The sequence below is a fragment of the Aeromonas sp. CA23 genome (assembly GCF_002587065.1).
GTDB lineage: Bacteria > Pseudomonadota > Gammaproteobacteria > Enterobacterales > Aeromonadaceae > Aeromonas > Aeromonas bestiarum.
Genome location: NZ_CP023818.1, coordinates 4,728,486 through 4,742,592, shown reverse-complemented (window position 1 = coordinate 4,742,592; position 14,107 = coordinate 4,728,486). Strand labels below are relative to the sequence as shown.

The 14,107-nt window shown below is 44.9% G+C and carries 12 protein-coding genes and 1 pseudogene; 3 read left to right on the top strand and 10 right to left on the bottom strand.

Features of this window, described 5'->3' with window-relative positions; translation table 11 throughout:
• Window positions 1-14 precede the first annotated feature (14 nt).
• The gene (locus CK910_RS21815; protein WP_098984697.1) at window positions 15-569 is read left to right on the top strand and encodes a 3'-5' exonuclease; all 555 of its coding nucleotides are present in this window, start codon (window positions 15-17) and stop codon (window positions 567-569) included.
• A gap of 180 nt (window positions 570-749) precedes the next feature.
• On the opposite strand, the gene CK910_RS21810 is transcribed toward CK910_RS21815, so the two are convergent.
• The 6 genes and pseudogenes from CK910_RS21810 to CK910_RS21785 form a co-directional block, all read right to left on the bottom strand.
• Window positions 750-1,817, bottom strand: coding sequence for a hypothetical protein (locus CK910_RS21810; RefSeq protein WP_098984696.1), 1,068 nt, complete (start codon window positions 1,815-1,817; stop codon window positions 750-752).
• Between the two features lie 236 nt (window positions 1,818-2,053).
• Entirely contained in the window at window positions 2,054-2,452 is a 399-nt protein-coding gene (locus CK910_RS21805) for a hypothetical protein (RefSeq protein ID WP_098984695.1), read from the bottom strand.
• Window positions 2,452-4,356 (bottom strand): integrase, encoded by a 1,905-nt coding sequence (locus CK910_RS21800; protein WP_098984694.1) that lies wholly within the window; start codon window positions 4,354-4,356, stop codon window positions 2,452-2,454. The genes CK910_RS21805 and CK910_RS21800 overlap by 1 nt, the downstream gene beginning before the upstream one ends.
• A gap of 2 nt (window positions 4,357-4,358) precedes the next feature.
• Complete coding sequence (locus CK910_RS21795; protein ID WP_098984693.1) at window positions 4,359-6,101, bottom strand: hypothetical protein; 1,743 nt, start codon at window positions 6,099-6,101, stop codon at window positions 4,359-4,361.
• Window positions 6,098-7,303 (bottom strand): tyrosine-type recombinase/integrase, encoded by a 1,206-nt coding sequence (locus CK910_RS21790; RefSeq protein ID WP_098984692.1) that lies wholly within the window; start codon window positions 7,301-7,303, stop codon window positions 6,098-6,100. The genes CK910_RS21795 and CK910_RS21790 overlap by 4 nt, the downstream gene beginning before the upstream one ends.
• A gap of 360 nt (window positions 7,304-7,663) precedes the next feature.
• Window positions 7,664-7,971, bottom strand: a pseudogene (locus CK910_RS21785) (IS1-like element transposase); the annotation flags it as partial.
• 211 nt (window positions 7,972-8,182) lie between these two features.
• On the opposite strand from CK910_RS21785, the gene CK910_RS21780 reads away from it, so the two are divergent.
• Complete coding sequence (locus tag CK910_RS21780) at window positions 8,183-10,576, top strand: YgiQ family radical SAM protein (protein ID WP_098985204.1); 2,394 nt, start codon at window positions 8,183-8,185, stop codon at window positions 10,574-10,576.
• A 140-nt stretch (window positions 10,577-10,716) separates the two neighbouring features.
• Here the strand turns inward: CK910_RS21780 and CK910_RS21775 are convergent, their stop codons facing one another.
• From CK910_RS21775 to CK910_RS23940, 4 genes are read right to left on the bottom strand one after another with little or no spacing between them, the layout of a single operon-like run.
• A complete protein-coding gene (locus tag CK910_RS21775; protein WP_098984691.1) occupies window positions 10,717-12,408 on the bottom strand; it encodes a DUF2326 domain-containing protein in 1,692 nt (563 codons plus the stop codon).
• Window positions 12,395-12,577: an ABC-three component system middle component 6 gene (locus CK910_RS24620; protein WP_367582018.1), complete on the bottom strand. Its 183-nt coding sequence runs from the start codon at window positions 12,575-12,577 to the stop codon at window positions 12,395-12,397. Before CK910_RS24620 ends, CK910_RS21775 begins: the two co-directional genes overlap by 14 nt.
• A gap of 34 nt (window positions 12,578-12,611) precedes the next feature.
• Window positions 12,612-13,199, bottom strand: a complete 588-nt coding sequence (locus CK910_RS23945) for a hypothetical protein (RefSeq protein WP_157774666.1) — start codon at window positions 13,197-13,199, stop codon at window positions 12,612-12,614.
• A 10-nt stretch (window positions 13,200-13,209) separates the two neighbouring features.
• On the bottom strand, window positions 13,210-13,449 hold the full coding sequence (locus CK910_RS23940; protein WP_157774665.1) for a hypothetical protein: 240 nt from the start codon (window positions 13,447-13,449) through the stop codon (window positions 13,210-13,212).
• 399 nt (window positions 13,450-13,848) lie between these two features.
• Between CK910_RS23940 and CK910_RS21770 the strand changes: the two genes are divergently transcribed.
• Window positions 13,849-14,064, top strand: coding sequence for a hypothetical protein (locus tag CK910_RS21770; RefSeq protein ID WP_098984690.1), 216 nt, complete (start codon window positions 13,849-13,851; stop codon window positions 14,062-14,064).
• Window positions 14,065-14,107: the final 43 nt, after the last annotated feature.

The window sequence follows — 14,107 nt, the reverse complement described above, 5'->3', positions numbered from 1 at the left end:
ACCGGAGCAAGTAAATGAGCAAGAAGCCTGAAGTCTTTATCTCGGTTGATGTCGAGACTGCTGGTCCTGTCATCGGCGAGCACAGCATGCTGACCGTGGGGGCCTGCTTGGTGTACCAGCCAGAAATTTCTTTCTCAATGATGCTCAAGCCGATTAGTGACAAATCAGTTGCAGAGGCGCTTGAGGTCACGGGCCTTACGTTGGAACGGGCTGAAAAAGAAGGCTTAGCACCGACCAAAGCCATGTCGGAGTTTGCAGCCTGGATCGCCCAAAATGTGCCTGAAGACAGCACGCCAGTATTTGTGGGGTTGAATGCTCCATTTGACTGGGGATTCGTAAACTACTACTTCCTAAAGTACTTGGGTGAGAATCCATTTGGTTTTACGGCGTTAGATATTAAAGCGCTTTTCATGGGTGTTATGGGGTGCTCATGGTATGAGACCAAGTCTAGTGCCATTGACAAGATCGTTAATCCTACTCAGAAAGGAGATCACGATGCACTTCAAGACGCAAGATACCAGGCTGAACTGTTCAGGTTGATTTATAATTTGACCCAGTGTAATAAATAACTATAAGTGTGGGGTGAAAATAAATTTTCAGCCAATAGATAAGCTAATGCTGCCAGAAATGACAGCATTAGATCCTCGTTTTGAGTAAAGTATGATCCTATCATTGTGGCGAAAAGGTCCAACGATGTCATCCAGATTAAAATATGGTTTCATCCTAATTTATGTTTTTTAAACAATTCATCATGCCATTTTTGACAGTTTTTCACGAATTTTAATAGCACAGTCAATTGGAGATGCTGCGATATCTCTACCACATATTCTCATACTTTCAATACCAACTTGATGTAATTTAATATCTATTTTTTTATCTTTTTCAACAGCCTCTGGTGATGAGTGGTGCGCAATGGAATCGCAGAAAATCGCTAGTTTTTTTTCAGGAAAATAATAATCAGCATCTGTAATCGCCTTTAATCGACGGCGAGATCTTGAGTTTTCCCATAATTTGTGGAAACCCGGAACAGTGAAACCGTCTTCACAGATAATAGTTTGAAGTTCAGGATGTAGACCGATAGAATCCATCGCTTGTAGTAGAAATAGCTCGATAGGTGAGTCGCAGCCCCAAATACGTTTTGGTTTAACTTTACTAAACGGTTTAAAGTACCAATTTTTTCTATACTTTTCGTAATCTTGACGTACTTGTTTATTTTCACGTAGTGGTTCAGGAACTGATGGGGTTAGAACTTCATTATGTTTAAAAGGCATAGCAAGAGCATAGGTGCCAATAACAAAGCCTATCATATCAGACTCAATACCTGTGTAATCAGTGTGCCCCATCATATGCAGACCATAAGCTCCTACAAATGGATTAAAACCACGATAAATTCGGGGAGCATTATTTTGCTGCTCTAAATCGATATGCTCAATCCACTCAGGAGTCACAACTGACAATCCGCCCCTTTTGCTAGCTGGCTGTAAAGAAATGTTATAAGGCTTACCAACTAAAACACCTTCCACTTCTTTAAAACCATAAGCATTAACTACAACAAAAATAATTTGGAAAGTTACTTTTTCATTTTTATATATTTCTATTGATTTGGCTGATGGATTTACATGAACTAAGTGATCATTGACAATCATGTGTCTTAACTCAAGAGGTTGAACACCATCTAAGTCAAACAAGTCAAATTCAAGAAACTTTCCAATAGCTCCTGACATATCAACTCTTACTGGCAACGCTGGCAACTCACCATAATAAGGGATTCCAAATAGTTCTTTAGGTCGATTTTTAATGTTTTCTATTTCTTCCATAACCTAATTTAACTCCTATGGCATAACAATTCATTCGTAGGCATGTTTGATTATACACCTGGCTCTAAGTGAGATATTTATAATATCCTCCTCGACGAAGATACTGATAGCTTAAGCAATGTTAGCTCCATTAGTTACAGAGGTGTGTTCTCATGTTCGGAATTAAATTCACACTCACTTAAATTACTATCATTTATTTGAATTAACAAGTCAAGTCTTGAGTGTATGTTGAACGATCATGTTTTTATTTTATGCACATTTGATGAATCATTGCGTGTGGCTGTTTTATAACGATGCAGCTCCCAAGTCAGTTGGGCAATAGAGTCTGCCATCACTTTCATCTCGGTTTGAAACTGGTTGTTTTTTGATTTCAGCTTGTTATTTTTCGCTTCCAGTTCATCGTTCCGTTCTTTTAAAACTGTATTACGGTTACCTTTCTCGACAGGTGCGGTATCAGAATTTGGCTGTTGATGTTTTGCTTTTTCTAACAGCACAATTTCCCGTAATGCCGGATGGTTTTTTAGCGAACCATTAGCGACTCCAGCCCGTTTTTCCACTGCCGACGGGTTGATTTTCTTCTTCTCTTTTTTCAACGTATCAAAGGCGTTTTCCAGTTTTGTTTTGACGCTAGACATTACAATGCTCCTAAATCAAAGCGTTCGAAGGCTATATTATGGTCTGCCATGACTTTCTCCGCTGAGCGGATATCTGTTAACTCACGGGCCAGCGTGTTGCGGTTGTAAAAACCCATCGCTTTCATCTGCTGCAACTTCCCGCCAATGCGTTTATGTCGCTCTTGCCAGCGTTTGGCTTCGGCCTGATTTATGTTCAGGTTTTCGCAGTCGCGCCCCACGCAACTGGATGGCTCAAACAAATGGGTCATTTTACACTTTTCACCTGCGAAGCATCGGCCATAGCCCGTTGACTTGTTCGCCCCTTTAGTGCTCTTCGCCAGCGCCTCATATTGCTCTTCTGTCATCACCTTGGGGTCTCCCTCAAAGTTCTTCATATAGCCGCCAGACTGCTCTTCTGGGTTATCTATCATGTCTTTCAGATAGGCTTTGTGGCTTTCCATTTCTGCATCCTCCACAGCTTTTTTAATACTCGCTGGATTTTCTATCCCCATCAGAGTGAGTACTTCAGAGTGACTGGCGTAGATCGCTGTCATGGAGAGGCTGATATGCTTGAACTGATGCTTAAGCGCGGCCAATGACACCAAGTCATTTCCCACTACAAAATGTGCAAAGGTTCGTCTGAGCGAGTGAGTGGAAAACTGCCAGTAAAACGTACCGTCCTTCCGCGCTCTTATCGGGCTATTCTGAGCAAGAACCACTGGGTTGATCAGTCGATACACCTCATCCATCGCAACGGGGTCGTAGGTAATGTCAAGATGCTTTGAGTAATTCGAAAATAATCTCTTCAAATTAGAGGTATTTAAAAAAGCCTCATCCTTCTGCCTATTGATGTTTTCACCTCTCCCACATGCCCCTTCAAAACTGAAGCGCGGTGAACGGTGAATATCTCCCTTAATTGAACGGTAGTCATCATTGATGGTGGACAGTACTTCCAATGCTTTTTCGCAGATAGGCGCACAAGCCCATACATCCTCTCTGGGCAATGTCTCCAGCTTGCGCGTCCATGAGCGAAGCGTGCAAAGTGTGATACCGTCGAGGTCAATTTCCTTATACGAAGTGGCATTTATCTGGGTGAGTTCACTGACACGCATACCGGTGAAGGCTGATAGAGTCATAAAACATCCCACCTCGAAAGCATAGAATTCATTAACAGCCTGTCGTTCCGTCAGGGCGTATTGTTTTGCATAGGCCTTGACGTTTCGAAGGTGAGGTAGTCTCTCGTGAGCACTATTCACATCCTGAATTAATCGCCCGAGCAGTTGCTGATAAATCACCGGGATCACCGTGGGGAAGTGTCCATTTCCGTAAGCTGAATATTGTTTGGCTACTTGCTTAAGACGTTTTCCTTCCGGCAGCCCTAACGAAAACCGTGATTGTTCTGGAAAGTGAAAATTAACCTGAGTGAGTACGCTCAGCACTTCGAGAGTACACTTGATAGTTTTTTCGCTAAGAGCCTTACATTCTTGAAGTATTTTGCTGAAAACTAGTTCGTTACTTAGTAACGAAAAGGAGTCAATATTGGTATCCTTAAACACTCTAATCGTCTGAATTGCCCTGGCTGCTATAAAACGGCATTGACTGAACTTGCGAAATGTATCACCCTCCATGCTCAGCAGGTTTCCTTTCGCACCCCAAATCAGAAAATAAATGCGCTGCTTCAATTCTTTAAGCAATTTAGTGTTGTGTTTATCAGGAGAGAAATTTATATTGTATCGACTTTTAATCTCATTTGTGATATTAAAAAATGCGTTGTAGTCCCAGATATCATCGGCAAAGTAAGATACAGGGTTGCCATTTTGATCGATGCTGACCACAGTGTGGTCATCCGGCATTACAAACTGACTAGGAATTTGTGGTAAGGCGTATTTTTCAAATTTACAAATATCTCTACTGACACAAAACATGACTACCCCCTGAATATATCAATGACTGATTCTTCATCCCATAAAGGGTGACATTCTCGTGCCAGATGATTCTCTGCTGCTTTTAGGTGAGATCTCTTGCATTGATCCTTGAGTCTATTAAGCTTGGCTTTGACTTCTCCGTAATTGATCAGGAAATGTTCGATATTCTGGTGAGCGAGCATGGCTTCATTCAGACGTTTTTCAAAGGACAGCAAGCGCCAGATGTCGTGTGGATCATCGACAATGCCGAAATTGGCACAACCAAAGCACTTTACGACAAAGCCGCATCCCTTTTCTGACTTCTCTTCGTCACTGAGAGTACCTGCTCGGTTGACAGTCTTCTGGAACTCCCATTTTTCTGGTGTGTCTTCACCCTTACAGAATCCGCCGTTTAGATTCTGTACGATCTGATCTGTGGTATCGTTAGCCTTAAGCGCCTCCCATTCCTCATTTGAGAGCACCTTTCCGACAGTCTCTTTGGCCTTTCCTACCGCGACAATCGTGCCCCCACTGGGGTTCTCCCCCAAATAATGCAAGGCCGTTAACCCCACCGCCAGTTGACTTCGTGCTTCGTCCTTGGATACCTTGCCGTATTTAGAGTTGTCATAGGTTGAGGGCGAATTGCGCGTATTATCAGCCGCTTTTGTTCTGCCCATTCTCTGTTCAGCAAACTGCTTAATGGAGGATTTCAGCAGGTTACAATTCAGCCGAAGTTCCGGATTACTTTCGATTAGTGACTGGAGACGTATTGAGTGTTTGACTAGATAATTCTGAGCGTAATCAAGAAGGTTTGCTCCCGTAGGTGTTTTGCCGTTCATTTTTAGGAACAAGTAATGTTTATCCAGACCGAGGCTTACGGAATGTGCCTTTGACAATTTGAGGTGAGATTCAAAGAAAATTTTACATGATGCTCTTGGGGTAAACGTGCGAAGCTCAACCTTTTCTCCGCGAGTCTTAAAACCCTCAATGCTGATGCGTCCTGTACCGGAATACTGACAAAACCATTCATTTTCTAAAAACATGCTGAGTGTTTCAGTCTGCCCAGTGCCCAGATAATAGATGGTCAGAAATACCGAGTTATAAACCAGTTTGTTGAATGTAAATTGTCTTTTAAGCTTATTTAATGTGTCATCATAATAACGAGATAAAAGCTCCTTTCGGTCTTCCAGCAACGCAAAAGCAATAGCACGCAGCTCTTTGGTTGTATAATTATCTGAATGCAATGCGGCTGCCTGAGTATTGAGATTTCGAGCAGCTTTGGGGATTTGTCCAAAGCCAAACTTTTTACAAATTGAATTCAGACTCGAACCCAGATAACCAAGAGTTGTTGCCTTGATAGGGTTGCCGCTCAGCCACTTTCCAGTACTTACCATAGATAGGTAATTTGCATGAATGAACTGAGTACAGGTCACCGGTGAGAACTCCACTTTGGCTTTTTGTTCACTTGGTTGCTTATTAAAGGAATAAGCTAGCACACTTTGTATTTTTTTAAACTGCGTTGCTTTTGTAGCTTCTCGCCATCCCGACTGCTGGAACTTTGAGATCAGTAAACGAACATGGTCATCGGTGGAATACGCTTTGAGCACTGAAAAGTCAACGTTACGGTTAGTTCCGCAGCCGTCAGTCCAAACATACCTCCATTTGGTGATGCTTGTCAGGGTATTGTCTGTAACCATTTCTGTGGTCGGGGTGGAGCGGTAGGTGCGTGCATTTTCCTTTTGATTCGAGTCCTTAAAGTCGGTCATGAAATCACCTTACCTTCCAGTAGATTCATGGTTATCTCAGGGATCTGGTTCTTCTCGGGATTTCCCTCATAGTGCTTGAGATACAGCATGGTCGTATCCAGATCCTTGTGGCCCATTTCTTTCTTTAAGGTTTCCAGTGCTTGCAGCATCGATAGCCCTGACACTTGTGCCAAGGAATCAAGTTTATAGGCTCCAAAGGTGGCTCGACAGTCATGCTGCTTGTGCTTGAAGTGCGGATTGCTGTTCTCTTGGATTGCCGTTCGTAGTTTTCCCCAGAGTGTATTAAGGCTTTGGGTCGTGAAACTGTTGCCGTCCTTGTTGATGAACGCTGGCGGATTCATGTCACCCGTATTCATAAAATATAGTTGTTGCCGCTTCTTATATCGCTCACTTTGATGGTATCGGTTTATCGATTCCATCAACCAAATCGGCATAGACACCTGACGGTCGATGTTATATTTCGTTTTACACTGGTGGCTAGGCCCAATCCAAATACCTGTCAATGTCCTACCGTTAAACCGTTTGGGGATCGCAAAATGCTCAGGCTTAATATCCGCGACCTCAATCGCTCGAAGTCCAACGCCGAGCATGACACTGACCATTAGACGGAATTCAATGGAAAGCCCATTGCTACACCAGTTGTCTCTTACATGTTGAAGATCGAGGTCGTTTAAAGGTTGCAGGTTGGTATCTCTTATTTGACTGCGAATAGAGCAGTCTGTCAGCGTTTGTCCGTATCTCGTCAAGCCAGTGACTTCAAATGGCAGCTTTAAAATGTAGCCATGTCGGTAACAAAACAGGTAAAAGCGTCTTACGACAGACAGTGCAGCCACGGCGGTGTTGCGTCTTAGTTTGCCTCTTTCAATCTCACCATCGAGATATGCGCGGTATAGGAATATAGGGTAGCGTTGAAGCTGTTCTTCATGGTCGTCCCACCTGAGGTGATTTGCATCCAAGAATCGGTAATACCTCAACAAGTGAAAGCATGTTGGTTTAATGTCCTTGAGGTTCTCAATGATACGGCGATTCAGGATGAAGGCATTTGGTTCAAACACAGGTCTGCCTTCGCTGGTGAGCAGTATGAGCACGCCTTTGAATGACATTGGCTTTTCAACACTAAAAGAGCCACCGTCATCAACCACTTTCACATGACCGATGTCTATCACGGGGTTTGTCTCTACAAGGTGGTAGAAATGCTCCATCCTGCTCTTACTCCCGTATCTGTTTACCGAGACAGCATTGACACAAGGCAAAGTGAGACGGTCGTCTCGTTATCCCACTTTCCTGCTTGTTTGATCCTGCCCCTCAGGCACGCGGACTCCCATGAGCAAAAACACCACGCCATCACCGGGAATGCCACTCACGCTGATTAACAGGCCAACGAGAGAATTTTATGGAGAGTAGGTTCCATTAGTCAACTAATAGTTCAGTTAAAACAATGACATAGGTGAAACTAGAGATCGGAGAAAATTAAAAGTTAGCAGGTTCAGCTGTCGGCGATCCACTGGCGGGCCAACACGGTAGAGGTTAAGTACCGGTTTGTTACCAACGAAGGACCACTATTCATCGAGTTCGCAGATGAGGGTTACGTCGTCCAGCACTGCCTTGTAAGCGGTTACTTGCCTTGGGTTGAGTTTTTTAGCGTGCGCAGGACGGTGTTGATGCCAATCTTGAGCACACGAGCGGTGTCACGGGCACCGGAACAATTGAAGGCCATGTCGACAATCATGTCTTTCATGCCGGGTTTGAGAGCTTCGTAGGTATAGGTGAGCTGGAAGACATGAGGGCAAGCGGGGCAGCGATAGCGGGCATGACCAGCAGGGATCTTGCCGTGGTGGTATACACGAGCAGAATGGCAGCGAGGACAGTGAACGGTGAGATCGGCGAATACTTACCTTACTCCCTTTACTTTTTAAATCTAATATCAAGTGTGGATTGCAATCTAATTAAATCAAAGTGATGGCGATTTAGTGATGATCTAAAAATAACTATCAGGGCTATGAGTTGAATGTAAAAAAGCCATCGCCCCCGCTTCGCTCTGCCGGTATAATGCGCGACCCGAATTGTTCCAGGTGTTCAAAATGCAGCCGGTTACCCACCTTTTCTCCTATCCCCGCTACTGGGCCGAGTGCTACGGCACTGCGCCCTTCCTGCCCATGTCCAGAGCGGAGATGGACAAGCTCGGCTGGGACAGCTGCGACATAGTCCTGGTGACCGGTGACGCCTACGTGGATCACCCGAGTTTCGGCATGGCGGTCATAGGCCGCATGCTGGAGTCCCAGGGCTTTCGGGTCGGCATCATAGCCCAGCCGGACTGGTCATCTAAGGATGACTTCATGCGTCTGGGCAAGCCGAACCTGTTTTATGGCGTCACAGCGGGCAATATGGACTCCATGATCAACCGCTACACCTCCGACAAGAAGCTGCGCCACGACGACGCTTACACCCCGGGGGATGTGGGCGGCAAGCGGCCCGATCGCGCGACCCTGGTCTACACCCAGCGCTGCAAAGAAGCTTTCAAAGAGGTGCCAGTGGTCATAGGTGGCATAGAGGCGTCCCTGCGCCGCATCGCCCACTACGACTACTGGTCCGAGACCATACGCCGCTCCATACTGCTGGACGCCAAGGCCGACATCCTCATCTATGGCAACGCCGAGCGGCCGCTGATCGAGGTGGCACACCGCATCGCCAATGGCGAGACCATGGAGACCATGCAGGACATTCGCGGCACCGCCGTGATCCGCAAGGAGCCGCTGCCCGAGTGGCGCGGGGTGGATTCGAGCAAGCTGGATCAGATCGGCCGCATCGACCCCATCATGAACCCCTATATGGAAGGGGCGCCCTGCTCGGATGACGAAGGCACTGCGCCGATGGAGCAGGAGGCCAAGCCGGTGCTAGTGCAGCCGCCCAAGCAGAAGCCGTGGGAGAAGACCTACGTCAAGCTGCCGGCGTTCGAGCGGGTGAAAGAAGACAAGGTGCTCTACGCCCACGCGTCGCGCATCCTGCACCACGAAACCAACCCGGGCTGCGCCCGCGCGCTCTCCCAGGCCCACGGCGATCGCATCATCTGGGTCAACCCGCCCGCCTTCCCGCTGGAAACCGACGAGATGGACGGCGTGTTCGGCCTGCCCTATCAGCGGGTGCCGCACCCGGCCTATGGCAAGGAGAAGATCCCTGCCTACGAGATGATCAAGACCTCGGTCAACATCATGCGTGGCTGCTTCGGTGGCTGCTCCTTCTGCTCCATCACGGAGCACGAGGGGCGCATCATCCAGAGCCGCTCGGAAGAGTCGATCATCAAAGAAATCGAAGATATCCGCGACAAGGTGCCGGGCTTTACCGGCGTCATCTCGGATCTCGGCGGCCCCACCGCCAACATGTACAAGCTGCGTTGCAAGAGCCCCAAGGCCGAGCAGACCTGCCGCCGCGCCTCCTGCGTCTGGCCGACCATATGCCCGCACATGGACACCGACCATACCCCGACCATCGATCTCTATCGCAAGGCGCGGGATGTGAAGGGGATCAAGAAGATTTTGATCGCCTCCGGCGTGCGCTACGACATAGCGGTGGAAGATCCGCGCTACATCAAGGAGCTGGCCAAGTACCACGTCGGCGGCTATCTGAAGATCGCCCCTGAACACACGGAAGAGGGCCCGCTCTCCAAGATGATGAAGCCGGGCATGGGCAGCTACTACAGCTTCAAGGAGCTGTTCGACAAGTATTCCAAAGAGGCGGGCAAGCAGCAGTACCTGATCCCCTACTTCATCTCCGCCCACCCGGGCACCACGGATGAAGACATGGTGAACATGGCGCTCTGGGTCAAGACCAACAGCTTCAAGCTGGATCAGGTGCAGAACTTCTACCCGTCGCCGCTCGCCAACGCGACCACCATGTATTACACCGAGAAAAACCCCCTCAACAAGGTGAGCCGCCAGGGTGGGGATGTGTTTGTGGTCAAGGGTGAGCGCCGTCGTCGCCTGCACAAGGCGTTGCTGCGCTACCACGATCCGGCCGGCTGGCCGATGATCCGCGAAGCCCTGCTGGAAATGGGCAAGGGTCACCTGATCGGCAACGGCCCCAACTGCCTGGTGCCGCCGGAAGGGCGCGGCGAGGCGGTGGCCTCGCGCAGCATCAACAAGGGGCTGAAACCAGCTCTGACCCGCCACAGCAATATCGTGCATCAGCGCGGCAATGGGGTTGGCAACAAGGGCGCCCGCAGCGAGGCTGGAGCAGGGAATGCCCCGGCAGCCAGCAGAAACGGCGGCAAGGCGGGCAATGGCAAACCGGTGGGCTCTCAGCTCCAGAAAGGCTCGGGTAACGGCAAGTCTGCCGCACAGGGCGCAGGCCAGGGGAAACCGGCCGGCAAACCCGCTCACAAGGGCAAAGCCCCAACCCGCGCTGGCTCTGCCAAACCTGCCACTCAGGGCGGCAAGCCTGCCGCAAAAGGTAACGGCGCCAAGCGACCGGCTCGGTGATATTTCCCTGATAGGAAAGCGATAGAAAAAAAGGCGACCGGATGGTCGCCTTTTTATTTATGCAAAAGCCTTCTGTAAAAATTATAACTAAAGTCTCATGCAGATAATTTGGTTTAATTATGGTGTGACTAGTTATCTATTTATACGCGAAAAAATTTTTCATCTTCATCTAGTGATAATACTATCTTATCAGAATACATATCATAAACATCGTCAGGTATTTTGTCTGATAGCATTGATAAAACTTGTTGGCCTGGAAGCTTATTTGCCTCTTCGAATATTTCTTTAATTTGTTTTTTATCTATATCTTCGATGCTGTCATGAAAAACAAAAGTCGGCCTTTTAATTTTTAATTCATTTACTGCATGTATATAAGCAAAGTCAAAAGCAATAACTTCAGCCTTTTTTTTGCCCCCTTCAGGGTTTGTTGCTGAGTTATTGAGTTTGATTGAGCAGATTCCAGTATCCCTATTGAAATCGAGATCTATATCGTACTCTTCATCATGTAAATTTTTTGTTATTGACTTAAGGTGTTCATTAAATTTCTTTTCAAATAAATAAACAGTATCGATTTCTTTAGAAATTGAATCAAGAATACTTTGTAAGTTACTTTCTGATTCCAGTAAGTCAGACTTTGCTTTTGACTGTTGCTCAATTAGTCCTTCTAATTTTCCTAGTTCGACCTTAAGTTCACCAAGTTTTTTAAGGTTTTTTGTCACATGATCCAAACTTTCTTTTGATCTCATATCAGAAAATACTTGCAATTTATCTTTTCTTAATAAGTTCAGTTCTGCTTGGAGTCCATCAAATTCCTCCTGTAATCTTGGTATATCAATAGTAAGGAATAACTTCTTCTTATCAACTAGGTTATTGTGAAAGAGAATTACGTCCTCTAACTCTCGTAATGCACCATCAATCGCTATACCGGAGAAGTCATATATGGCTTTGAGTTGGCTTATTAAATACCCATTATTATCTTTTGATAATAGCTCAATAGTGTCATTAATATTGTCTATCTTTCTTTGTGTAGATAACAATTCTTCAGTAAATAAATCTTCTTTAGCTTGTAAGTCAGAAAGTCTTTCTATCGGATTGGAGTACTCTGATGAATATTCAAATGTTAGTAAGTTTTTTTCTAAATCTATAGCATCAGCTTTATATCGCTTTATCTCACTATCAGGTTTTTGTTCTTTTACTATTGCATTTATAGCCAAAGAATTTCTTTTACGACGTGCAACTAAGTTTGTAGCATCTCTTTTTTCTGTGAGAAGTGCAGTATTATTAAACCCAAAAAGATACAAAAAAAGTTCGCTATAGTCTTTGTTTCCTGCTCTTCTATCAAGAAACTTGGTTGTACTTAACATTCGATGACTATCATTTCTGATGAATTTTGGTGCAATGGCACGAACAGATGGTCTTCGGGTGGCAATGTTGAAAAATTTACTCTGTAGGAATATCTCATATTCTTTTTCATCAACAGAAGTGCCATTAATCCAGTAAGCTGAGTCTAATATAGTATTGGTGCATAAATTACGTGATATTTGGTTTAATCTATTTTCGTAATCAAAAAAACTCAACGAAGCAATAACAATATTATTTTTAAATAGTGACTCTATCTCTTGGTTTGGTTTTCTGAACTCTTCATCAATATATATATTTGATAGGTTACCTAACATCAAGAAATCTATCACTCGTGATAATGTAGATTTTCCAACACTATTACCAGTTCTACCAGAGTTTGGTTTGTTGGTTACAAGGTTTAATCCTGAGTGGAATTTGATTGACCTTATCAAATTGTTGTTTATTTTTATCTCAAGGCTATCTAGTCTCATTTATGAAAACCCCTACACCATCAAAGTCAATTGCTTTAATTGAAAAAAGCCAATCTAATGTTAGTATTATATGGTCAGTTGATACGGATAGCTCTGAAGATCCCTCAATTAAAATTTTCTCCAGAGTTAGGCTATTTCTCTCTAGTATCTCTAAAATTTTTGCACCCATACTTACAATGTTTATTTCTGGGTCGCACCCACGTCTAGGAATCATAAGTAGGATTCTCCATAATTATACATTCAATAAAGGCATGAGCGACAACTACGTTAACTCCCAACTCAATATGCTCTTTATATTCTGGAGTGTTTTTTGATTCGAAAGCAGTGTTTTTTAGATTTTGAATTATAAATTCTAAAATAAAGTCTGAGTTTTTTCTTACCTTTATGATGTCTACATCGCAAGATAAATAATCTATATTAACAGCATCTAATGCTAGGTAATATAAGTCATTCAAATTTTGAAGGATGGTATCTTTTCCAAAAGGAATTAAGGTATCAATATCTACATATGCTTCTTCTATTTTAGAAGAGTGATCTAGATATTGCTTTATAATATGACTTTTAGATTTCAGGTTATTATAATCTATTTTTATTACAGTTTCTGACGATGGGCGTCTTCTAACAGGGCTGAAAGTAAAAGGCTTGTTAGCTAATGTTCTCAATAGCTCATTTATGGCAGAACCTATTTTATATTCTGGAGAGTCTCCAATATGTAAGTTACCTGCTACTCTTTCAACATTAACGGTCTTGTTGGTAGTAGATGTATGATTTCTTTCATTATCCATAGCCAAAGTGCAGTCCCTACATGTTTATTTTCATGCCACCAGAATTATTTTTAGTATAGATATTTTTTTGACCATTCTGAATTACTTCGTCTTGACTGTTATCTGTTACTGCACTCACTGTTAAAGTTTTAATTTTTGTTTTTAATTGTTTGTTTTGTTTGTTTTTCATAATGGCAAAGACCGTACTTCCTACAGTACATATCCACGAAATAACAACACCTGCATCTGATTTAACAAAATCAATGAATTGTTCCATTTTCTTTCCTTAAAGCTTATGAAAAATTTGGTAAAAAATCGTGAAATGCACACAAATATGAGTTGAGCGACATAGCTTTAACTGCTGCACTGTTTGAGCCTGACAAAAGCACGCTACCGCCCGTGGATTACAGCTTCCAATATGCTCCATTGACCAGCGAGGGTAGCAACCTATCGCAGCTCAACAGGTTCTGGATGGCTATGGTAAGCCAAACGAAGCTGGGCCAGCGAGCACAAAACGGAGGTAACCATCAGAAAATCATCGTTTTTTGAACTGCGTCATCAAAGCGCTTAAGCAGGTGCGATAAAGGCGGGCAAGCAGGCACGGCTTTGCTATCTTGTTCTGCCTATGGATAAGGGGAGGGGCTGAATGGCCGGCTCCCTTGCACAGGAGCAATAGATGGCGGTGAAAGCCAAATCCAGAAGAGAGAAGATGGGCAGCGGCCTTGGGCTGCTGCTCGGGATCCTTATTTTCAATCTGATTGCCTACCAGTTTGTTGAGACAAAAGCGCTCTCCGAGACCAACCGGATGATAGGGGCCATTGTCAGCGCCCTGCTCTGCTCCGAGCTGGGGGCCAGAGTGGGCAAGTGGCTGGATCGCAGAGAGCCATCTTAGCGGGATTTCCCGAGTCACCCGGCAAACGGCTGTCACCTGGCCA